Origin of the sequence: Pseudomonas sp. MYb185 (assembly GCF_002979975.1) — a bacterium.
Lineage (GTDB): Bacteria > Pseudomonadota > Gammaproteobacteria > Pseudomonadales > Pseudomonadaceae > Halopseudomonas.
The window spans coordinates 258,566-281,350 of record NZ_PCQD01000001.1 but is presented as its reverse complement, the minus strand read 5'-3'; the positions used below and the strand labels follow the sequence as shown (position 1 = coordinate 281,350).

The window sequence follows — 22,785 nt, the reverse complement described above, 5'->3', positions numbered from 1 at the left end:
GCGCAGGCGCGCGACAACCCATATTATCAGGTGATCTCCACCACCCGCAGTTCCTTCGGCATGCTGAACACGATGTTCTCTTCACGCCCGGCCAGCTCGGTGACACCCTCTGCGCCGCTGTCACGCAGGTGCTGGATGACTTGCTGTACCAGTACGTTCGGGGCCGAGGCGCCGGCGGTGACGCCGATGTTGGTGGCGCCCTGCAGCCATTCGGGGCGGATTTCGTCGGCACCGTCGATCAGGTAGGCCGGCGTGCCCATGCGGTCGGACAGCTCGCGCAGGCGATTGGAATTGGAGCTGTTGGGGCTGCCGACCACCAGCACCAGATCGCACTCGCTGGCCAGTTGCTTGACCGCATCCTGGCGGTTCTGGGTGGCGTAGCAGATGTCGTCCTTGCGCGGGCCTTCGATGGCCGGGAAGTGTTGGCGCAGAGCGTCGATAACCCGGGCAGTATCATCCATGGACAGGGTGGTCTGGGTGACGAAGGCCAGGCGCGACGGGTCCTTGACCTGCAGGCGGGCGACATCATCCTCGTTTTCCACCAGATAGATGGCGCCGCCGTTGCTGGCGTCGTACTGGCCCATGGTGCCTTCCACTTCAGGGTGACCGGCATGACCGATCAGGATGCATTCGCGGCCGTCGCGGCTGTAGCGCAACACTTCCATATGCACCTTGGTGACCAGCGGGCAGGTGGCGTCGAATACCTTGAGGCCACGGGCATCGGCATCATCACGCACGGCCTTGGAGACACCGTGGGCACTGAAGATGACGATCACGTCATCGGGGATCTCATCCAGTTCATCGACGAAAACCGCGCCGCGGTTGCGCAGGTCCTCGACCACGAACTTGTTGTGCACCACTTCATGACGCACATAGATCGGCGGGCCGAACACTTCCAGTGCGCGGTTGACGATTTCGATGGCCCGATCGACGCCGGCACAGAAGCCGCGCGGGTTGGCCAGTTTGATCTGCATGGGAAGCCTCGAATGCTGGGTCATGAACAGGGTAATAGACTCAAGCAGCCTTCACTGCAATGATTTCCACTTCAAAGGTGATGACCTTGCCCGCCAGCGGGTGATTGAAGTCGATATCCACCACGCTGTCGTGAATGGTCTTGACCACGCCGGGCATTTCGCCACCGGCGGCGTCCTTGAAGATGACCAGCAGGCCGGGCTCCAGTTCCATGTCGCTGAACTGGTCGCGGGGCATGGTCTGGATATTCTGTGGGCTGCCAGGACCGAAACCACGCTCTGGTTCGATCTCGAGGCTGCGACGGTCGCCGGCCTTGAGGCCGAACAGGCTGTTCTCGAAGCCGGGCAGCAGGCTGCCGTCACCAACCTTGAAAGTCGCCGGGGCCTTGCCCTCGGTGGAATCTACCACATCACCATTGGGCAGCTTGAGGGTGAAGTGCAGGGTCACTTCGGTGTCGTGGTTGATGCGGATGTCAGTCATGTCTGGTTCTCGAATATATCAGTAGCAGGTCGGCGGCCCGGTTGAGTTCCATCTTGCCCGTGGGTGTTACCCGGTATACCGCTGGTCGGGATGGAACCCGACCTTCCAGTGCCGGCCCGGCAGCTATGCGGCTGTCTTGGTGGCGGTCTTCTTCGGCCGGAACATATCCAGTATCAGCAGCGCAGCACCCACGGTAATAGCGCTGTCGGCGATGTTGAAAGCCGGAAAGAACCAGCTCTGTTGCCAGTGCACCAGGATGAAGTCCACCACATGGCCATGCACTATACGATCGTACAGGTTGCCCAGCGCGCCACCCAGGATCAGCGCCAGCGCGACGGCTTCCAGCCATTTGTCGCGGCCAAGGCGCGACAGCCAGACCAGCAGCATGACGCTGACGCCCACCGCGATGGCAATGAAGAACCAGCGCTGCCAGCCGCCGGCATCCGACAGGAAGCTGAAGGCGGCCCCGGTATTATAGGCCAGCGTGAAGCTGAACAGCCCATCGATCACCGGCACTTGCTGATACAGGCCGAGGCTCGACTCGGCAACCCACTTGCTCAGCAGGTCCAGCGCGATAACCACCGCGCTGAGCCATAGCCATGCCAGGCCGTTCCAGCGTCGCTCAGGCATGTCGGCGAACCTCGCCCGCCCCTTCGATGTTGTCTATGCAGCGGCCGCAGATCTCGGGATGCGCGGGATGGGTACCCACGTCCTCGAGGAAATGCCAGCAACGGCTGCATTTGCCGTGCGCCGACTTGACGATGCTCAGCTTGAGGCCGGGCACCTCGGTGGCGACGGCGCTGTCATCCGCCTCGGCCAGCGGTGCGACGCGGGCAGCGGAGGTGATCAGCACGAAGCGCAGCTCATCGCCCAGTTTGCCCAGGGTCGTGCCTAGCTGGTCATCGGCAAACAGCACCACCTCGGCTTGCAGGTTGCCACCAAGGACCTTGGCGTTGCGCAGGTTTTCCAGTTCCTTGTTCACCGCCATCTTGACTGCCAGCACCTGATCCCAGAAGGCGCGGTCCAGCTCGCTGTCTTCCGGCAGCGCTGTCAGGCCCTCATACCAGGTGTTGAGCATGACCGACTCGTTGCGCTCGCCGGGCAGGTATTGCCAGATTTCCTCGGCGGTGAAGGCCAGCACCGGCGCGATCCAGCGCACCAGCGCTTCGGCGATATGGTACATGGCGGTCTGGCAGGAACGCCGTGCGGTGCTGTCGGCAGCCGTGGTGTACTGGCGGTCCTTGATGATGTCCAGGTAGAAGGCACCCAGCTCCTGCACGCAGAAGTTGTGCACCTTCTGGTAGACGTTCCAGAACTTGTAGCTGTCGTAGGCCTCGCTGATTTCCTGCTGCAGCAGCAGGGCGCGATCCACTGCCCAGCGGTCCAGGTCGAGCATCTGCTCGGGGGCCAGGGCATGCTGTTTCGGGTCGAAGCCGTTGAGGTTGGACAGCAGGAAGCGCGCGGTATTGCGGATGCGGCGGTAGGCATCGGCACTGCGCTGCAGGATCTGCTTGGACACTGCCATCTCGCCGGAATAGTCCGTCGAGGATACCCACAGACGCAGGATATCGGCGCCCAGGCTGTCATTGACTTCCTGCGGCGCGACCACGTTGCCCAGCGACTTGGACATCTTGCGGCCATTCTCGTCGACCACGAAGCCGTGGGTCAGCAGGCCACGATACGGCGCATGACCATCGATGGCGCAGCCGGTCAGTAGCGACGAGTGGAACCAGCCACGGTGCTGGTCGGAACCTTCCAGGTACAGGTCGGCGCGTGGCCCCTGGTCGTGGCCCATGGGGTGCGAGCCGCGCATCACGTGCCAGTGGGTGGTGCCGGAGTCGAACCATACGTCCAGAGTGTCGCTGATCTTGTCGTACTGCGCGGCTTCCTCACCGAGCAGTTCCGCGGGATCGAGCTTGAACCAGGCTTCGATGCCTTCCTGCTCGACGCGCTTGGCCACCTCTTCCATCAGCTCGACGGTACGCGGGTGCAGTTCGCCGCTTTCCTTGTGCAGGAAGAACGGGATAGGCACGCCCCAGTTGCGCTGGCGGGAGATACACCAGTCCGGGCGACCGGCGATCATGCCGTGCAGACGGGCCTGGCCCCAGGCCGGGACGAAATCGGTCTGCTCGATGGCGTCCAGCGCACGGCGGCGCAGGGAGCTGCCATCATGGGCAACCTTGTCCATGCCGACGAACCACTGCGCGGTGGCGCGGTAGATCAGCGGGGTCTTGTGGCGCCAGCAGTGCATGTAGCTGTGCTGGATCGGCTCGTGCTTGAGCAGCGCGCCGACCTCGTCGAGCTTGGCGACGATATTGGCGTTGGCCTTCCAGATGAACTGGCCGCCGAAGAACGGCAGGTCGCTGACATACACGCCATTGCTCTGCACCGGGGTGAGGATGTCGTCGTTGTCCATACCGTAGTGCTTGCAGGTACGGAAGTCGTCCTCGCCATAGGCCGGGGCCGAGTGGACGATACCGGTGCCGGCGCCAGTCTCGACATAGTCAGCCAGATAGACCGGCGAGAAGCGCTCGTAGAACGGATGGCGGAAGCGGATATTGTCCAGCGCGACACCTTCGCAACGGGCGATGATCTCGCCTTGCACGCCGTAGCGCTGCAGGCAGGACTCGACCAGCTCTTCGGCCAGCACCAGCAGTTTGTCGCCGGTATCGACCAGCGCGTAGATATATTCGGGATGGACGTTCAGCGCCTGGTTGGCTGGGATGGTCCAGGGGGTGGTGGTCCAGATGACGATGCTGGCGGGCTTGCTCAGGCTGCCCAGGCCGAAGGCCGCGGCCAGCTTGTCGGCGTCCTCGACGGCGAAGGCCACATCGATGGCGTCGGACTTCTTGTCCTGGTACTCGACTTCCGCCTCGGCCAGGGCCGAACCGCAATCGAAACACCAGTTGACCGGCTTCAGGCCCTTGAACACGAAGCCGCCTTCGACCATCTTCGCCAGCGCACGGATCTCGCCCGCCTCGTTGGGGAATTCCATGGTCTTGTACGGGTTGTCCCAGTCACCGAGCACGCCCAGGCGGATGAAGTCGGCCTTCTGCCCTTCGATCTGCTCGGCGGCATAGTCGCGGCAGCGCTCGCGGGTCTGGTCCGCTGGCTGGTTCTTGCCGAAGGTGGTCTCGACCTTGTGCTCGATCGGCAGGCCGTGGCAGTCCCAGCCAGGAACATAGGGCGCGTCAAAACCGGACAGGGTCTTGGAGCGCACGATCATGTCCTTGATGATCTTGTTCACCGCGTGGCCGATGTGAATGCTGCCATTGGCATAGGGCGGGCCGTCGTGCAGCACGAACTGCGGGCGGCCCTTGCTGATTTCACGAATCTTCTGGTAGAGACCGATACTGTCCAGATGTTTCAGGGTTTCCGGCTCGCGGGCCGGCAGGCCGGCCTTCATCGGGAAGTCCGTTGCGGGCAGGTTCAGCGTCGCTTTGTAATCAGTCATCTTTCCTGGCTCACTTGTTCAATTCGGCGGCCCATTGGGCTCGTGCGGTAGCGAAATCAGCCTTGATCGCATCCTGCAAGGCCTGCAGCGAGTCAAACCGCTGTTCATCACGCAATTTTTCATGAAATACCACGGTAATACGGCGGCCATAGAGGTCACCGCTGAAGTCCAGCAGATGGACTTCCAGGTGCGCGCGGCCGTCACCGTCCACGGTCGGGCGGGTACCGATATTGGCCACACCCAACTGCCGCACACCGTCCAGCTCGACGCTGACCCGGTACACCCCGTTCAGCGGCGCGCTGATACGCTTGAGCTGGACGTTGGCCGTCGGCGCACCGAGTTGCCGGCCCAGCTTCTGGCCGTGCAGCACGCGGCCGGTGATGCTGAACGGACGGCCCAGCAGCCGCTCGGCCTGGGCGAAGTCGCCCTCGGCCAGCACCTGGCGCACCCGGGTACTGCTGACCCGTTCGCCGTTCTCCGCCACGGTATTGGCCGACTCCACGGTAAACCCGTGGCGCTGGCCGCTGGCACGCAACAGCTCGAAGTCACCAGCGCGGTCGCAACCAAAGCGGAAATCATCGCCCACTTCCAGATGCTGCACGCCCAGCCCATCGATCAACACCTGCTGGATGAACTCATCGGCACTGAGTTCACGCAGACGACGGTTGAACGCCAGGCACAACACCCGGTCGACGCCCTGCTGCTCCAGCAATGCCAGCTTGTCACGCAGGCGCGTCAGGCGCGGTGGTGCGCTGTTCGGCGCGAAGTACTCACGCGGCTGTGGTTCGAAGATCACCACGCAACCGGGCAGGCCGATACGCTCGGCATGCGCCTTCAGGCGCTTGAGAATTGCCTGGTGGCCGGCATGGACGCCGTCGAAATTACCGATTGTCGCCACGCACCCACGGTGATGGGGGCGCAGATTGTGCAGGCCGCGGACCAGTTCCATAGCGCTCGTTATTGGTAAAGAGATCAAAGCCGGCAAGTATACAGGGTTACGAAGGGCGGCGTCATCGGGGTTGGTCGGTGCCCCTGCCATGAAGGCAGTCCATCAATGGAGTGTCGAGCTCCCGCTCGACATAGGGCTTGCAAAGCAAGCCCCTGTGCCGGGATGGAACCCGGCACTCCCATATCCAGCTCCATTCGGAACGCCGCCCACAGCATTCCTTTTACTTGCGCAAATGCCGCATCCGCAGGCCGCTGGCCAGCAGCGCGGCGACGAACACCCCAATCCCCACCACCACCAGCACCGTCATCTGCAAGACCTTCTGCTGCCAACCCCAGGCAAACCACTGCTCCACATCCGCCACCAGCCACAGCACCACCGCGGACAGCGCGGCACAGGCCAGCACCAACCGCAGCATGAACAGGGGCCAGCCGGGCTGGGCCTGGTAGATGCCGATCTTGCGCAGCCCCCACCAGAGCATGCCGGCATTCAGCAAGGCCGACATGGAGGTCGCCAGTGCCAGGCCGACGTGGGCCAACGGCCAGACCAGGATCAGGTTGAACACCATATTGGCGCCCATGCAGATGACTGCAATCCGCACTGGCGTTTTCATATCCTGGCGGGCGAAGTAACCGGGCGCCAGCACCTTGATCAGCATGAAGGTCATCACCCCCACCGCATAGGCACGCAGGGCATTGGCCGATTGCACCACATCGCGCTCGGTCATCGCGCCGTAATGGAACAGCGTGGCAATCAACGGCTCGGCCAACAGCAGCAGTGCCAGCGCCGCCGGCACGCCAACCAGCAGCACCATGCGCACCGCCCAGTCCAGGGTGGCGGCAAAAGCCTTGGGGTCTTCCCCGGCGTGCTGGCGCGACAGCGCCGGCAGGATCACGGTGCCGATGGCAATGCCGAAGGCACCGAGGGGCAATTCCGACAGACGGTCGGCGTAATACAGCCAGGAAATGCTGCCGGTCTGCAGGAAGGACGCCAACACGGTATCCAGCAGCAGGTTGATCTGACTGACCGATACACCGAACAGCGCGGGTATCATCAGCGTCATGATGCGCTTGACGCCTTCATGGTGACGATCCGGCCGCGGCACCGGCAGCAGCCTGATCTGTGCCAGGAATGGCAGCTGGAACAGCAACTGCACCACCCCGGCGATGAACACCCCCCAGGCCAGTGCCATGATCGGCTGGTCGAAGTACGGCGCCATGAACAGTGTCGCGCCGATCATGCTCAGGTTGAGCAGCACCGGGGTGAAGGCCGGCACCGCAAAGCGTCCATAGCTGTTCAGGATCGCGCCGCACAGGGCGGTCAACGAGATCAGGAACAGATAGGGAAAGGTGATGCGCAGCATATCCGTGGCCAGCGCCAGCTTTTCGGTCTGGCCATGGAAGCCCGGCGCGAACAGGGTGATCAGCACTGGCGCACCGGCAACGCCCAGCATGGTGATGCCGGCCAGGGTCAGGCCGAGCGTACCGCTGACCCGGTTGACCAGATTCTGCACCTCGGCAAGGGTGTACTTGGCACGGTATTCCGACAGCACCGGCACGAAGGCCTGGGCAAAGGCCCCCTCGGCGAACAGCCGGCGCAGGAAGTTGGGAATCTTGAAGGCGATAAAGAAGGCGTCGGCTTCGGACTTGGAACCGAAGTACGCCGCCACCACCACATCACGCACCATGCCCAGTATCCGCGACAGCATGGTCATGATGCTGACCACCATGCCGGAACGCAGCAGACTGGGAGCTTTCTCGACAGGCGCGCCCGGAGGAGTTGTATCGGTCATCTATCGCACCGCAAAGTAAAAGCGCGATGATAGCGCTAACCGGATATACTTGGACACTTCGACTAGCCCGCAGATGTTTTGGCCTACCTTTGCCCTTGACATCGGCCTTGCTCTGCGGCACAGTACGCGACCTTATTTATACCCTAATTCACTAGATTTTCTGAGGAGCAAGACGGTGGCCAACTCACCTCAAGCCAAGAAACGCGCCAAGCAGGCCGAGAAGCGCCGCAATCACAATGCAAGCCTGCGCTCCATGGTTCGTACCTATATCAAGAACGTAGTCAAGGCGATCGACGCCAAAGACCTCGAGAAAGCACAAACTGCCTACACTGCTGCCGTTCCGGTCATCGACCGCATGGCTGACAAGGGCATCATCAACAAGAACAAGGCTGCTCGTCACAAGAGCCGCCTGAACGCACACATCAAGGCCATGGCTACCGCCGCCTGATTCGCGTTCCGCGTTGATAAAAAAACCGGCTCAATGAGCCGGTTTTTTTGTGCCCTGCCATCCAGGGGTTGTCGAGCCCCTGCTCGACGACAGGGAGCCGCCCGCCTCCACCAAGGCGTAGCGCAGGCGCGCTACACCCCGCCACTCACGCTACACCAGTACCAGGTTATCCCGATGCACCAGCTCCGGTTCGTCGACATAGCCGAGAATGCCGGCAATCGCCTCACTGGGCTGACCAACGATCCGCGACGCTTCATGGGCTCCATAGTTGACCAGTCCCCGTGCGATTTCGCGACCGGCCAGCGTGGCACAGACCACCATTTCGCCACGCCGGAAGTTACCCTCCACCGCCTTGACACCAACCGGCAGCAGACTGGAACGCCCACTCTGCAAGGCCCTGACTGCACCATCATCGAGCAATAGCCGACCACGGGTCTGCAGATGACCGGCCAGCCATTGCTTGCGCGCCGCCAGCATGCCTTTTTCCGGCAGCAGCAAGGTGCCCAGATTCTCACCCGTCTTGAGGCGCGCAATCACCTGCTCGATACGCCCACCGATAATGATGGTACTGGCGCCGGAACGCGCCGCCAGCCGTGCAGCCCGCAGCTTGGTCTGCATGCCACCGCGCCCCAGCGCACCAGCACCACCACCAGCCATGGCATCCAACCGAGGATCATCGGCCATGGCATTGGAAATCAGCTCGGCATCCGGATTGTTGCGCGGGTCAGCAGTAAACAGGCCGTCGCGGTCAGTGAGAATCACCAGCAGCTCAGCCTCGACCAGATTGGTTACCAACGCACCGAGCGTGTCGTTGTCACCGAAGCGGATCTCATCGGTAACCACCGTATCATTCTCGTTGATGACCGGAATCACCCCGAGATCGAGCAGCCCCCGCAAGGTGCTGCGCGCATTCAGGTAACGCTTGCGGTCGGACAGGTCGTCATGGGTGACCAGCACCTGTGCGGTAGTCAGCCCGAACTCTTCGAAGCTGCTCTCCCAGGCCTGTACCAGATCCATCTGCCCTACCGCAGCGGCGGCCTGCAGCTGGTGAATGCTCTTCGGTCGCTCGCTCCAGCCCAGACGGGTCATGCCCGCCGCCACAGCGCCGGAGGACACCAGTACCACATCCACCCCGCTGTTGCGCAGATCAACCATCTGCCGCACCCAGACCGCCATGGCCTGGCGATCCAGGCCGCGTCCGTCACTGGTCAGCAGCGCGCTACCAATCTTTATCACCCACCGCCGGGCGGCAGTCACCTTGTCACGCATGCAATGTCAGCTCCGCTCACTGAACATAGAAAATTTCCGGCCCATCCTCGTCGTCCTCGTCATCGAAGTCATCATCTTCGTCTTCGAGACCCGCCTTGCGCCGTGCACGCCGATCATCCAGCTCCTGGATATGGGCACGCGCTTCCTCTTCGATACGCTGATCCAGCTCGGCCACTTCGGCGGCGTATTCCTCGTCCTCCTGCAGACGCAGGACGCGCTCATCCAGCCAGTTCATGACCGCCTTGGCCAATTCCTGGGTGCCCTGGCGCTCGGCAGCGGAAATCACGAATACCGGCCCTTCCCACTCCAGCCGCTCGACCACGTCATCCAGAATCGCCTGCTGCTCGTCTTCCAGCAACTGGTCGCACTTGTTCAGCACCAGCCAGCGCTCGCGCAGGGTCAGTGCCGGACTGAACTTGCCCAGCTCGTGGATGATGGTCTCGACCGCCTCGACCGGGTCGCTCTGGTCCAGCGGCGCCATATCCACCAGATGCAGCAACAGCCGCGTGCGTGACAGGTGCTTGAGGAAGCGCGTTCCCAGCCCGGCGCCTTCAGCGGCACCAGCGATCACACCCGGGATATCGGCAATCACGAAACTGCGCAACTGTCCGACGTCCACTACGCCCAGATTGGGCACCATGGTGGTAAAGGGATAGTCCGCCACCTTGGGCTTGGCAGCCGATACGGAGCGGATCAAGGTGCTCTTGCCGGCATTGGGCAGGCCCAGCAGACCGACGTCCGCCAGCACCTTCAACTCCAGCTTGAGGTCACGCAGCTCACCCAGACTGCCGTTCGACGTCTGCCGGGGAGCGCGATTGACACTGGACTTGTAACGAGTGTTGCCCAGACCATGGAAGCCACCCTGGGCCACCAGCAGACGCTGGCCCGGCTCGGTCAGGTCGCCGATGATTTCCTGGGTGCCGGCATCGACCACGGTGGTGCCTACCGGTACTCGCAGCACCATGTCCTCACCCTTGGCCCCGGTGCAGTCGGAACCACGCCCGTTCTCGCCGCGCTTGGCATTGAAACGACGGGTATAGCGATAATCGACCAGGGTATTCAGGTTGGGATCGGCTTCCAGGAAGATGGAACCACCATCGCCACCGTCGCCACCGTCGGGGCCGCCCTTGGGAATGAACTTTTCCCGACGGAAACTCATGCAACCATTGCCACCATCACCCGCCTTTACGGTAATGGCCACTTCATCTACAAATTTCATTGCGCTCCCCCTGATGAGGGGTTAATAGAGAGACCTACGCTACAAACAAAAAAGCCCCGTCGCAAGACAGGGCTTTTTGAAACCGGGAAACTATCAGCCGGCTACGACACTGACGTAGCGACGGTTGAACTCACCCTTGACTTCAAACTTGATCACGCCGTCAGCCTTGGCGAACAGAGTGTGATCCTTGCCCATACCAACGTTCTTGCCGGCGTGGAACTGGGTGCCGCGCTGGCGAACGATGATGTTGCCGGCAGTGGCAGCCTGGCCACCGTACAGCTTCACACCAAGTCGTTTGGCTTCTGAATCGCGACCGTTACGTGTGGAACCGCCTGCTTTTTTGTGTGCCATGAGTCTTTACTCCTCAATACTTAGGCAGAGATGCCGGTAATCTTGATTTCGGTGTACCACTGACGGTGGCCCTGACGCTTCATGTGGTGCTTGCGGCGACGGAACTTGATGATACGAACCTTCTCACCACGACCATGGGCGCTGATTTCAGCAGTCACCTTGGCGCCTTCGACAACCGGAGCACCGATGGTGACGTCATCACCGTTACCGACCAGCAGTACGCGATCGAACTCAATGCTGGCGCCGGTTTCGGCTTCCAGCTTCTCTACTCTCAGGTATTCGCCTTCGGCGACCTTGTACTGCTTGCCACCAGTAACAATTACTGCGTACATGTTGCTTTCTCCGTAATCCTGCTCACCCGGCGCTTGGGTATAGTCGTTAATGGCCGGCATGGCTGCAAGTGAACCCGCCTATCGGGCCCGAGCTTGCCATTGTCAAAACAGGGATGCTGTAAATCGGGTTTTCAGGGGCGGGGATTCTACCGACAAATCGATGCCAACGCAATGCCGAACAGTGCCGCACAAAGAAGACGGTAATAGCCGAATGCCGCTGCTTTCTTGACAGTACGCTGGCTGCCGCCTAGCATGCCGCGCAACCCTTCTGAAAGCGTGCTGTAGATGACCACCCTGCCTTTTTACACTGCGGTCACTGATGACTTCGAAGCTGTAAACCAGTTGATCATGCGTCAACTGCACTCGCGCGTGCCTCTGGTCGAGAAGATCGGCAGCTATATCATCAGCGCCGGCGGCAAGCGCCTGCGCCCCCTGGTGGTGCTGCTCGGTGCCCGCGCCTGCGGCCTGACCGATGAGCGTCCGCACACCCTGGCGGCGATCATCGAGTTCATGCATACCTCCACCCTGCTGCACGACGACGTGGTCGACACCTCCGATCTGCGCCGCGGCCGCTCCACCGCCAACGCGCTGTGGGGCAATGCAGCCAGTGTACTGGTTGGTGACTTCCTCTATTCGCGCTCGTTCGAGCTGATGGTCGAACTCGACGACATGCGCATCATGCGGGTACTGGCCGGCGCCACCAACGTGATCGCCGAGGGCGAGGTGCTGCAGTTATCCAAGGTGCGTGACGCCAGCACCGATGAAGCCACCTATATGGAAGTCATCCGCAGCAAGACCGCCATGCTGTTCGAAGCCTCCACCCACACCGCCGCCCTGCTCGCCGATGCGCCTGCGCAACAGGTCGAGGCGCTGCGCCGCTACGGCGACGCCCTGGGTATTGCCTTCCAGTTGGTGGATGACCTGCTGGACTACAACGGCGACGCCGAGGCCATGGGCAAGAATGTCGGAGATGATCTGGCCGAGGGCAAACCCACGCTGCCATTGATCTACACCATGCGCGAAGGTACTGCCGAACAGGCCGCCCTGGTGCGCAAGGCGATCCAGAAAGGCGGTATCGAGGATATCAACCCCATCCGCGAGGCCGTGGCAAGCAGTGGTGCGCTGGATTACACCGCGCAACTGGCCCGCCAGCACGCCGACAATGCCATCAGCCTGCTGCAGACTCTGCCGCCGTCAGTCTATCGTGACGCCCTGGAGCAGTTGGCCCGCTTTGCGGTAGACCGCCAGTTCTGACGGGGTGTAGCGCACCGGCGCTACGCCAACCGATCGGCCAGCCTGTGCAACACCGTCGGCGAGCAGGGGCTCACCAACCCCAGCAAGCCCCCGGGGTGCAGCGCGCCTGCGCTACGCCAACCACCGGAGGCGGTATGCTCTTGGTTACAGAACCTTGATCAGCTCGATATCGAAGATCAGCGTGCTGTGCGGCGGAATGCTGCCGGCGGCGCGTTCACCGTAGGCCAGGTTGGACGGGATGTACAGGCGCCACTTGGCACCTTCCTGCATCAGCTGCAGTGCTTCGGTCCAGCCGGCGATGACGCCGCCTACCGGGAACTCGGCAGGCTGACCACGCTTGTAGGAGCTGTCGAATACTTCACCGCTGATCAGCGTGCCTTCGTAGTGGGTACGCACGGTGGAGCTGGCGGTCGGCGTAGCGCCGCTGCCCTCGCTGACAACCTCATACTGCAGGCCCGACGGCAGTGTCACCACGCCTTCGCGCGCAGCGTTGCGCTCGAGAAACTCGATACCGGCCTTGCCGGCGGCACGGGCGGATTCCTCGGCCAGCGCCTGCATTTTCGACTGCAGCGTCTGGAAAGCGGCCTGCATAGCGGCCTCGTCGACCGGGCTGGGCTGCTGGGTGTAGGCATCACGCAGGCCGGCCATAACCAGGTCGACGGCCAGGTCGGGGATGTTGCTCGACAGCAGTTGGTCGCCCATTTGACGGCCAATGCCGTAGCTGACGCGCTGCTCGTCGGTTTCGAATGTATTGCTCATGGCGGCTCTCCGCAAAAATGGCCGTAAAGCCTGACACAACAACGATAAAAATTCACCCATTCCCTCCAGCACTACCCGGAGGCCGACGCAGCAACCCATGGTCCACCTGCCCGCTATGCACTGGATGCCCCGCCCCGTGGATTGCCGCGCCCTGCGGGCTCGCAATGACGAGCATAAGGGGACCCGTCATTGCGAGGAGCAAGGGGGCGGCCATCCGCCGACGCGGCAATCCATGCCCCGGACAACCAGCCCCGCTGGACTGCCGGCATATGCTGCGTTCGGACGGCAAATAGGCTAGAATGCCGCCCTTTTCGGCCTCCCCACCCCGAGATCCCGCCATGCTGGAAAAGCTGTTCCAACTCAAAGCCCACGGCACCACCGTCCGTACCGAGGTACTGGCCGGCGTGACCATCTTCCTGACGATGGCCTATATCATCTTCGTCAACCCGATGATGATGGCTGATGCCGGCATCGATCCGGGCGCGGCGTTCGTCGCCACCTGTCTGGCGGCGGCGCTCGGTTCGCTGGTAATGGGCCTCTGGGCCAACTACCCGATCGCGCTGGCGCCGGGCATGGGCCTCAATGCCTTCTTCAGCTATACCGTGGTCGGCTCCATGGGCTACAGCTGGCAGGTGGCGCTGGGGGCGGTGTTCATTTCCGGCCTGCTGTTCTTCCTGCTGAGCATCTTCAAGATCCGTGAGTGGGTGATCAACAGCATCCCCCTGCCGCTGCGCTCGGCAATTGCCGCCGGTATCGGCCTGTTTCTCGCGCTGATCGCGCTGAAAAGCGCCGGCATCGTGGTGGACCATCCCGCGACGCTGGTCGGTGCCGGGGACATGACCCAGCCCGGCCCGATACTGGCCGCACTCGGCTTTATCGTGATCGTCGCCCTGGCCTACCGCCGGGTGACCGGTGCGGTGATGATCGGCATTCTGCTGGTCACCGGCATCAGCCTGCTCGCTGGCTTCACCCGTACCGACGGTCTGGTCTCGGCACCGCCGAGCCTGGCGCCGACGCTGCTGCAACTGGATATTCGCGGTGCACTGGATGTGGGTCTGGTCAGCGTGATCTTCGCCTTCCTGTTCGTCGACCTGTTCGATACCTCCGGTACGCTGATCGGGGTGGCGCAGAAAGCCGGGCTGGTCGACAAACAGGGCAAGCTGCCACGCCTGGGCCGCGCGCTGATGGCCGACAGCAGCGCCACCATGGCCGGCGCGCTGCTGGGCACCTCGACCACCACCAGCTATGTGGAGTCGGCCGCGGGTACCGCCGTTGGCGGCCGTACCGGCCTGACCGCCTGCGTGGTCGCGGCGCTGTTCCTGCTCAGCCTGTTCCTGTCACCCCTGGCCGGCGCGGTACCGCCCTATGCCACCGCACCGGCGCTGTTCTTCGTCGCGGTACTGATGACCAGCGGCCTGGTGCAGGTCGACTGGGAGGACCTGACCGAGGCGGCGCCGGTGGTGGTCACCGCGCTGGTGATGCCGCTGACCTTCTCCATCGCCAATGGCATTGCCCTGGGCTTCATCTCCTGGACCGCGATCAAGCTGCTGTCCGGGCGCTGGCGGGACCTGAATCCCAGCCTGTACGTGCTGTCGGCCCTGTTCATTATCAAACTCGGGTTCTTCAGCTGATGGCACTGGCATTCGATCCTGCACACTATGACGAACAACTGGAAGCCAAGCGCCAGCGCCTGGTTGACCTGCTGCAACCGTTCAGTGCACCCGAGCCTGCGGTCTTCACCTCGCCGCTGGAGCATTTTCGCCTGCGCGCCGAGTTCCGCCTGTGGTACGAGAACGGCCAGCCGCATTATGCGATGTTCGAACCGGGCGACAACCGCCACCCGATCCTGATCGAGCAACTGCCGATCGCCAGCCGCCGCATCAATGAGTTGATGATGCCGCTGCTCGACGCCTGCAAGGCCGAGCGGGAGCTGGGCCACAAGCTGTTCCAGGTAGAGTTTCTCACCACCCTGTCCGGTGAGGCGCTGGTCACCCTGTGTTACCACCGGCCGATCGACGAGCAGTGGGATAGCGCCGCCCAGCGCCTGGCAGAGCAACTGGACATCCTGCTGATCGGTCGCAGTCGCGGACGCCGGCGGGTGCTGCAACGCGACCATGTGGTGGAGCAGTTGCAGGTGGATGGGCGCAGCTGGCGTTATCAGCAGATCGAAGGTGGCTTCACTCAGCCCAACGGCCAGGTCAACCAGCACATGCTTGGCTGGGCACTGGAAGCGGCCGGTCATAACGACGATGATCTGCTGGAGCTGTACTGCGGCAATGGCAACTTCACCCTCCCGCTATCCACCCGCTTTCGCCGGGTGCTGGCTACCGAGCTGTCGAAGAGTTCGGTGCGTTCGGCGCTGGAGAATATCGCCGACAACCAGGTCGAGAACGTCACCCTGGTGCGCCTGGCCAGCGAGGAAGTCACCCAGGCCCTGACCGGCGTGCGCGAGTTCCGCCGCCTGCAGGGCATCGACCTGAGCGGCTACGAGTTCGGCACCGTGTTCGTCGACCCGCCGCGCGCCGGCCTCGACCCGGCGACCCTCGAGCTGGTCAAGGGCTACCAGCGGATCCTCTATATCTCCTGCAATCCCGAGACCCTGGCGGCCAATATCGCCGAGCTGCAACACACCCATCGCATCACCCGCTGCGCCCTGTTCGACCAGTTCCCCTATACCCACCACATGGAGTCGGGGGTACTGCTGGAACGCCGCTGAGTCAGCGCTCCAGTAACTCCAGCAGCGGCTGGCAGGTCTCGTGACTGACCGGGATGATCCGCACGGCATGCTGCGGACGCAGGAATGCCGTGATCTGCGGTGACGGGGTCCGCATCAGGGTGCGGAAGTAGCAGTTGCATCATGCGGAGAGCTTGGCGGCACGGAATTCGTTCTGGAAGTCGACAATCCGATCGGCGAGAATCGGGCGGCTGAAATGGTAGCCCTGAACGATATCGCAGCCGGCCAGGCGCAGATAGACCAGTTGCTCGGGTGTCTCCACTCCTTCGGCGACCACCCGCAGCGACAGACGCTTGGCCAGGGTGATGGTGGAGGACACGATCAGGCTGTCATCGTGGCTGTTGGAGAGCTGGGCGATCAGGCTGCGGTCGATCTTCAGCTTGTTCACCGGCAAGGCGTTGAGGTGGGCGAAGCCGGCATAGCCCTTGCCGAAGTCATCCAGACTGATACTCAAACCGGCGCTCCTGAGCAGCTTCAGACTGGCGATGGCGATCTGTTCGTGTTCAAGGATGGCGGTTTCGGTGATTTCCAGTTCCAGTCGCCAGGGCTCGACGCCATGCCGTTGCAGTTCGCCCAGCACCATGTCGCTGAACTGCGGCTGGCTCAACTGCAGCGCCGATACATTCACCGCTACCCGTTCGGCAACACCCTCGGCGACCCACTCGGCCAGTTGCTGGCAGGCCAGCGAGATCACCTCCAGCCCCAACGGAATGATGAAGCCGCTGCGCTCGGCGATCGGAATGAAGCGATCCGGGTAGATCAGCCCGAACTCGGGATGCTGCCAGCGCACCAGCGCCTCGTAACCGGTGATCGACATCGAGTCCAGGGCGATCTGCGGCTGGTAGTGCAGAACGAACTGATGCTGCTTCAGCGCCTCACCGAAGGCCTGCTCCAGGCGAAACTCCTCCACGTCCGAGACGTTCAGCGACTGGTCGAAGAAGCGGTACTGGCCACGGCCGGCGCGCTTGGCCGAATACATGGCCGCGTCGGCGTAGCGAATCAGGCTGTCCACATCCTGGGTATCCCGCGGGCAGATGCTGATGCCGGTACTGGGGCTGGTGTTCACCTCACTGCCTTCGAGCTGGTAGGCCGCGGAAAGGCGCTGGGTCAGGGTATCGACCCAGGCGACGATATCCTGCTCGGTGCGATCCCCGCCCAGCAGCACGACGAACTCGTCACCGCCGAACCGCGCCGCCTCGTCACCGGGCTCGAGCAGACGCTTGATGCGCCCGGCCACCGCCTGCAGCAACAGATCGCCGATGCGGTGACCGAGGGTATCGTTGATCGACTTGAAGCGATCCAGATCGATGAACAGCAATGCCAGCAAGCATCGGCGATTACGCTGTTCAGCCAATACCTGGTTGGCCACCTCGATGAACTGCCGGCGATTGAACAGACCGCTCAGGTGATCGGTGGAGGCGGCGCGACTGCTGCGTTCATGCTCGCGTTCCAGCCGTGCGATCAGCTGCTGGTTTTCCCGCTGCGAATTCTGCAGTGTGACCAGCGCCGCCTGCAGGCCGTGCAGCATCCTGACCATCCAGAACACGCAGGCCATCACCGCCAGAGTGACGATGATATTGAGCAGAAACTGCCGCGACTTGCCGGCCTCGAAGGGGCCGAGGATTTCTTCGTACTGCTTGCTGATCACCACGGTGAAACCGTGTTGCGGCACGGCATGGAAGGCGCTCTGGTAGTGTGCGCCGCCCATCACCGAGGCATACAGCCCGGCCTGGTGACCCTGCGGGGGCAAGGGCGCCAGCCTCTGCCCGGCGACGATAACGCCACTGGAGTCGGCACGCATGCGCTCGCGGCCGCCGGCATCCAGCACCTGAATGAAGCCGCTCTTGCCCAGGTCGACGTGACGAGACAGGCTGACCAGATAGCCGATACCCGTGTCGTTCAGCATGAGCTGGTCATGCTGGCCACTGTTACCGGCCCGGTCCTCCATCTGCCGCAGGTTCTCCGCCACGATCACCGCCAGGTTCAGATGCCCGGCGCCCTCGGCTGCCAGACGCTCGTCGTGTACCTGGCGATTGTGGTAGTGATACATGAACCAGACGAAGACCAGGATCACCGCACCCAGCACCACGATGGCACGCTGAATGAGTCCGAGGGAAACGGGCAGGTTGCGATGATTCACGATGGGGCTACCGACAAGGGGAGAAAGGCACATACCAGAATGATGCCAAATTGGCATTACGCAGAGATGACATGCCGTTGATCCGAAAACGCACCGATAGCGTCACCGCCCGCTGCTACCAGAAACAACGTGACGGCTCTCGCAAACTCGGCCGTTGCGGCTTGGAGCCATGGCTGCGCCCGCTATAATCCCCGCATCACTTACGGGCGGATGTTGGCTGTAGCCCCCTTTCAGGAGGACTACAGCATGCTCAGTCGCGGCTTCACACTGGTTGAGATGATGGTTGCGGTGGCGGTGCTGGCCATTCTGCTGACCATTGGCCTGCCGGCCTTCGGCGGGCTGATCGACAGCCAGCGGATGGACAGCAGCGTCAACGGCCTGATGCGTAGCATCCAGTTCACCCGCACCGAGGCCATACGGCTCAACCGTCCCGTGACCATGACGCCGCTCGGGCAGGACTGGAACAACGGCTGGATCATCTTCCTGGATGCCAACCATAACGGCGCACATGACAGCGATGAAAGGGTCCTGCGCTATGAGCAGCCCGCCCTGGTCAGCCACATTCACGCCAACGCCAACATTGCCGACTACCTGCGGTATAACGCCCAGGGCGAGTCGGAACTGCTCAATGGAGGCTTCCAGTCCGGTACCTTTTCCTTGTGCCCACAGCAGACGGCGGCGCAGGGGCGCAAGGTCATCATCAACCGTGTCGGCCGCGCACGGATCAAGCGCGCGTTCATCACTTCCGGCTGCCCTGGATAGCGCCGGCTTACTGCGGGCTCGCCATGACCAGACTCACCTCCTATACTGATACCACTGAGCGCAACTACGACAATAACAAGGTGAAACCACGCTCATGGCCCGTGACCTCTTTCTGTACGAGAACATCAGCGAGCATCTGCGTAACCATATTCTGAGCGGCAACTACCAGACAGGCGAGCGTCTGCCGTCGGTCAGAGCGCTGAGCAGACTGTTCAACGTCAGCATCAATACCGTCATTCAGTGCTTCCGCAAGCTGGAGATGGACGGTCTGGTCGACGTGCGTCCCCGCTCCGGGGTATTCGTTGCCAGCAGCGCCCACGCGCCCGCCCCCGGCAACGATATCGCGCATTTTCCGCTGCTGCCGGTGGAAGTCTCGCTGAGCGAAGATATCTTCAACTACATGGAACCGCATCTGGAGCAGCAGTTGCTGCGCCTCGGCATCGCCCTGCCCAGCCCGCAGATCATGCCCATCGAGCGCATCCTGCTGACCCTGCGCGATGTTACCCGCAAACAGCCACTGGAAGTCTGGGACTACATGCATCCCCATGGGCACCAGCGCTTCACCCACCAACTGGTCCGGCGCAGCCTCAGCTATCCGATTCCCCTCACCCCGAATGACGTGATCGTCACCAACGGGTGCATGGAGGCCCTGGAACTGGCACTGCGTACCGTGACCCGGCCCGGCGATACGGTGGCAGTCGAAACGCCCACCTACTATGGCACCCTGGTGGCCCTGGAAGTGATGCAGCGCCGGGCGCTGGAGATTCCCACCCACTACCGCGATGGCATCTGCCTGTACTCCCTGGAGCAGGCATTCAAGCTGGGGCAGGTCAGCGCCTGCCTGATCTCCTGCAATGCGCAGAATCCGCTGGGCTTCACCATGTCCGAGGAGCGCAAGCGCAGACTGGTGGCGCTGGCGACCCGCTATTCGGTACCGGTGATCGAGAATGATATCTGGGGCGAGACGGTGTATGCCGGCAATTCCATGCCGGCCAAGGCCTATGATGAGGCCGGCATGGTGCTCTACTGCACCTCCTTCTCCAAGTCGCTGATACCGGGCATCCGGCTCGGCTGGGTCGCACCTGGGCGCTTCCATCACCGCCTGCGCGAGCTCAAGCAGATCAGCAGTATCACCAACGCCTCGGCACCGCAACTGCTGATGGCGCGCCTGATGGAAAGCGGCTTCTATACCCAACACATCCAGCAACTACGCCAGCACCTGGCCAACCAGGCCCAGGCAACAGCGGCGCAGGTGCGCAGCTGCTTCCCCACCGGCACCCGGGTCAATACCCCTACCGGCGGCTGCGTACTCTGGATCGAACTGCCCGGCCGGATGGACTCCCGCCAACTGTTCGAGCAGGCCATGGCCGAAGGTATCCACATCTTTCCCGGCTCGGTGTTCTCCGCCGGCCCGCGCTACAGCAACTACTTCAGGCTCAATGCCGGCAACCCGATGACCCAGCAGATACGACAGGCCATCGAGCGCCTGGGAGCCATTGCCGGGAATCTCCCGGCAGCCTAGTCGAGGCGTGACACGCCGGTGTAGTCATCGCTGTAGCAGGGGCTATCGCCACAGACATCGGTGACCGCTCCGTTGCTGCGCATGAAATCCGACTTCTGCTGTCTGGCAGCAACCGTGTTGCGCGGCGATTCGTGCGGGTCGTTACCGTAGGAGGTATCGGGCCCGGTATTGTTGGTCGGCGGGAAGGGGTTGCCCTCGTCTCCGGCAACATCACCCGAATCCCAGATCATCAAGCCATGGCCGGCGTAGGGATACTGCTCAATCCGCTCGATGCCGAACAGCGGATTGCTGTCGACGCTTTCACCCAGCCGCGCGGTGGGCTCATGGACTGCAGCACCAATGGTACGGGCCATGATTTCCGCGCTCCATTGGGTCACCTGGTAGTCCCCCAGGGCCACGTGCAGCAGCACCTTCTTGTCGGTCGGCGTTCCAGGCATGAAGTTACCGGCCAGATGGCTCAGGTAACCATTGTTCTCTGCCCGGTCCCAGAGCATCTGCATCAGCGCAAAGTTCAGCGACTGGTCCAGCCCGTCGGGATAGGCCTCATACAGGACCGGCCCAAAGCGCTGGTTGAAGGGCCCGTAACGGCGCAGCAGCAGGCTGTAGTTGCTACCGGGTACACCGAGCACGCCGCGATGGATGTTGGGGGCAGCGGCAACCAGGGCCCCACCCAGGATACCGCCCTGGCTGTTGCCGTCGTAGAACACCTCAGCAGGATCGTAGACCAGCGTATCGCCCGCTCCGTGGCGGAAACGGGGATCACTGGCGAAGCCATCGGGGTGGTTCATCAGCTCGGCCAGGAACATGAAGTTCAGCAACCCCTGCTGGCTGCGGTCCAGTTGCCTGGGCAAGCCGGTCAGATCCGCCAGGATCTGGTGGATATTCCCCGCCACCAGATCCTCCTGGGCCATGCCTATCCAGTCGGTAGCGCAGAACATGATGTTGTGCTCGTCCTGCATCCGGCGTACCTGTCCGCTGCCAAATTCGCCCCCCGCAATGGCATAGGTGCTCTGGCCGAACAGGCCATGCCCGTAGATGGCAGCACGCGCCGGCTGCACCGTTGCATTGCCATCGGCGAAGTCAGCCACGGCTGTCCGCGGTATCTGGCAACGGAAGCGCGCCTGCAGGAACTCGGCGCCATCGAGCACCACGGGCAGGGCATCGGGGTCGTCGCTGGCGTAGTTGAACGAGGCGCCCACTCCCCCACCCGGCTGATTCAGGTAGTTGGGCACCTCGAAGGTGCCGAGGATATTTCGACTGAGCTCGGCATTCGGGTCGTCCTGGATTTCCGTGATACTGAAGACCGGCGCGGCATTACCCAGACGCCCGAAGGCATCGTCCCGAATGGCCAGCAACCGCTCGGTGATCGACTGCTGGCTGGCAATGGTGAAGTCCCAGGCCAGGGTGATCTCGTCCCGCGCCACACCGGCATTGGTCAATATCGCAAAGATATCCTCCATGGCGTCACGCCGCTCCTCGAACGCCGCCTCACCGGTATCGATGCCGTCGCGGTAGGCACGAAACAGCTCGTTCGTCGCCAGCAGTTCACCATCGGCATCCCTGGCATTGCGGATCACCGCAATATAGCGCTGGCCCTCCTCGAAGTTGCGGGCCGGCCGGATGATCAGCGCCTGCTGGTCCGGGTCGGTATTGTTGGCGTCCAGTTCAGCCCATATCAGCTGCGGCTCCAGGCTTGCAGCATTGATCACCATGATTGGCGCATCCGGGTCCAGGGAAGGCTCCAAGTCGGTCAAGCGCACCGCCCCGGTCTGCTGCAGATCGATACCCGGCAGGTGGACCAGCAGCATGGAACCCGGAGAGAAACCATCGTTGCGGTTCCACTGCTCCGGCTGGATCGGCGCCGATTCCGTGGTCTGGATATCCACGTAGCGGGTACGACTCGGATCGGCCGGCATATCCACCGGCCGGGCAACCGGCATGCCTCTTACATCGAAACTGACCCGCAGGCCGGTGGGCGTGCCGGCATCGTCACTGGTGAAGAAGTTGTTGGGGAAGGGGTACATGCAGTGGGCCAGTACGGTGTGATCGCAGTACGTGGCGGTGGCCGGGTCAAAGTCAGTCAAATCGAGTTCTGGCTGCGGCTCACCGGGCCTGGAGCTGGAACCCGAACTGGAGCCAAGACAACCTTGCAGCAGAAGAACGCTGCAAGCCACTGCCAGGAGGGTACGTTGATTGCGCATGATGCTTCCCTTTTATGATTTTTGTTGGAGTCTCAGACTAGACCAAGCACCCACCGCCAAACAGGTACAGTTGCGCCAATAGCAGTCAAACAGATTGCCGCCGCTCCCTGTGTCAGTCAGATACCGCAATCTGTATCTGTTTCCCTCCGC

At 62.5% G+C, this 22,785-nt stretch carries 19 protein-coding genes; 6 read left to right on the top strand and 13 right to left on the bottom strand.

Going from position 1 to position 22,785, the window contains the following annotated elements:
* Positions 1-26: 26 nt before the first annotated feature.
* The 6 genes from ispH to murJ form a co-directional block, all read right to left on the bottom strand.
* Positions 27-974: a 4-hydroxy-3-methylbut-2-enyl diphosphate reductase gene (gene ispH, locus CQ007_RS01305; RefSeq protein ID WP_105643105.1), complete on the bottom strand. Its 948-nt coding sequence runs from the start codon at positions 972-974 to the stop codon at positions 27-29.
* Between the two features lie 40 nt (positions 975-1,014).
* A complete protein-coding gene (gene fkpB / locus CQ007_RS01300; protein ID WP_105643104.1) occupies positions 1,015-1,452 on the bottom strand; it encodes an FKBP-type peptidyl-prolyl cis-trans isomerase in 438 nt (145 codons plus the stop codon).
* Between the two features lie 123 nt (positions 1,453-1,575).
* Entirely contained in the window at positions 1,576-2,082 is a 507-nt protein-coding gene (gene lspA, locus CQ007_RS01295; RefSeq protein ID WP_105643103.1) for a signal peptidase II, read from the bottom strand.
* Positions 2,075-4,906 (bottom strand): isoleucine--tRNA ligase, encoded by a 2,832-nt coding sequence (gene ileS, locus CQ007_RS01290; protein WP_105643102.1) that lies wholly within the window; start codon positions 4,904-4,906, stop codon positions 2,075-2,077. The genes lspA and ileS overlap by 8 nt, the downstream gene beginning before the upstream one ends.
* A 10-nt stretch (positions 4,907-4,916) precedes the next feature.
* A complete protein-coding gene (ribF, locus tag CQ007_RS01285) occupies positions 4,917-5,855 on the bottom strand; it encodes a bifunctional riboflavin kinase/FAD synthetase (RefSeq protein ID WP_105643101.1) in 939 nt (312 codons plus the stop codon).
* Positions 5,856-6,075: 220 nt separating this feature from the next.
* Positions 6,076-7,644, bottom strand: coding sequence for a murein biosynthesis integral membrane protein MurJ (gene murJ / locus CQ007_RS01280; protein WP_105643100.1), 1,569 nt, complete (start codon positions 7,642-7,644; stop codon positions 6,076-6,078).
* A gap of 175 nt (positions 7,645-7,819) precedes the next feature.
* Between murJ and rpsT the strand changes: the two genes are divergently transcribed.
* Positions 7,820-8,092 (top strand): 30S ribosomal protein S20, encoded by a 273-nt coding sequence (gene rpsT, locus CQ007_RS01275; RefSeq protein ID WP_105643099.1) that lies wholly within the window; start codon positions 7,820-7,822, stop codon positions 8,090-8,092.
* Positions 8,093-8,242: 150 nt separating this feature from the next.
* On the opposite strand, the gene proB is transcribed toward rpsT, so the two are convergent.
* The 4 genes from proB to rplU all read right to left on the bottom strand — a co-directional run bounded on the left by proB (position 8,243) and on the right by rplU (position 11,263).
* Positions 8,243-9,361 carry a glutamate 5-kinase gene (gene proB, locus CQ007_RS01270; RefSeq protein ID WP_105643098.1) on the bottom strand — a complete coding sequence of 373 codons (1,119 nt, stop codon included), beginning with the start codon at positions 9,359-9,361 and terminating at the stop codon, positions 8,243-8,245.
* A 16-nt stretch (positions 9,362-9,377) separates the two neighbouring features.
* Positions 9,378-10,580 (bottom strand): Obg family GTPase CgtA, encoded by a 1,203-nt coding sequence (cgtA, locus tag CQ007_RS01265; protein WP_105643097.1) that lies wholly within the window; start codon positions 10,578-10,580, stop codon positions 9,378-9,380.
* 93 nt (positions 10,581-10,673) lie between these two features.
* Positions 10,674-10,931, bottom strand: a complete 258-nt coding sequence (rpmA, locus tag CQ007_RS01260) for a 50S ribosomal protein L27 (RefSeq protein ID WP_105643096.1) — start codon at positions 10,929-10,931, stop codon at positions 10,674-10,676.
* Between the two features lie 20 nt (positions 10,932-10,951).
* The gene (gene rplU / locus CQ007_RS01255; RefSeq protein WP_105643347.1) at positions 10,952-11,263 is read right to left on the bottom strand and encodes a 50S ribosomal protein L21; all 312 of its coding nucleotides are present in this window, start codon (positions 11,261-11,263) and stop codon (positions 10,952-10,954) included.
* Positions 11,264-11,548: 285 nt separating this feature from the next.
* Between rplU and CQ007_RS01250 the strand changes: the two genes are divergently transcribed.
* Positions 11,549-12,517: a polyprenyl synthetase family protein gene (locus CQ007_RS01250; protein ID WP_105643095.1), complete on the top strand. Its 969-nt coding sequence runs from the start codon at positions 11,549-11,551 to the stop codon at positions 12,515-12,517.
* A gap of 144 nt (positions 12,518-12,661) precedes the next feature.
* On the opposite strand, the gene CQ007_RS01245 is transcribed toward CQ007_RS01250, so the two are convergent.
* Positions 12,662-13,276, bottom strand: a complete 615-nt coding sequence (locus tag CQ007_RS01245) for an FKBP-type peptidyl-prolyl cis-trans isomerase (RefSeq protein WP_105643094.1) — start codon at positions 13,274-13,276, stop codon at positions 12,662-12,664.
* Between the two features lie 338 nt (positions 13,277-13,614).
* Here CQ007_RS01245 and CQ007_RS01240 point away from each other — a divergent pair, with 338 nt between their 5' ends.
* On the top strand, positions 13,615-14,907 hold the full coding sequence (locus CQ007_RS01240) for an NCS2 family permease (RefSeq protein ID WP_105643093.1): 1,293 nt from the start codon (positions 13,615-13,617) through the stop codon (positions 14,905-14,907).
* Complete coding sequence (gene trmA, locus CQ007_RS01235; RefSeq protein WP_105643092.1) at positions 14,907-15,992, top strand: tRNA (uridine(54)-C5)-methyltransferase TrmA; 1,086 nt, start codon at positions 14,907-14,909, stop codon at positions 15,990-15,992. The genes CQ007_RS01240 and trmA overlap by 1 nt, the downstream gene beginning before the upstream one ends.
* 139 nt (positions 15,993-16,131) lie before the next feature.
* On the opposite strand, the gene CQ007_RS01230 is transcribed toward trmA, so the two are convergent.
* Positions 16,132-18,150, bottom strand: a complete 2,019-nt coding sequence (locus CQ007_RS01230; protein WP_105643091.1) for a bifunctional diguanylate cyclase/phosphodiesterase — start codon at positions 18,148-18,150, stop codon at positions 16,132-16,134.
* A 246-nt stretch (positions 18,151-18,396) separates the two neighbouring features.
* Between CQ007_RS01230 and CQ007_RS01225 the strand changes: the two genes are divergently transcribed.
* On the top strand, positions 18,397-18,912 hold the full coding sequence (locus CQ007_RS01225; RefSeq protein WP_158256695.1) for a GspH/FimT family pseudopilin: 516 nt from the start codon (positions 18,397-18,399) through the stop codon (positions 18,910-18,912).
* Between the two features lie 94 nt (positions 18,913-19,006).
* Positions 19,007-20,434 (top strand): PLP-dependent aminotransferase family protein, encoded by a 1,428-nt coding sequence (locus CQ007_RS01220; RefSeq protein ID WP_105643089.1) that lies wholly within the window; start codon positions 19,007-19,009, stop codon positions 20,432-20,434.
* Here the strand turns inward: CQ007_RS01220 and CQ007_RS01215 are convergent.
* Entirely contained in the window at positions 20,431-22,518 is a 2,088-nt protein-coding gene (locus CQ007_RS01215; RefSeq protein WP_218278803.1) for a hypothetical protein, read from the bottom strand. The genes CQ007_RS01220 and CQ007_RS01215 overlap by 4 nt on opposite strands.
* Positions 22,519-22,785 lie beyond the last annotated feature (267 nt).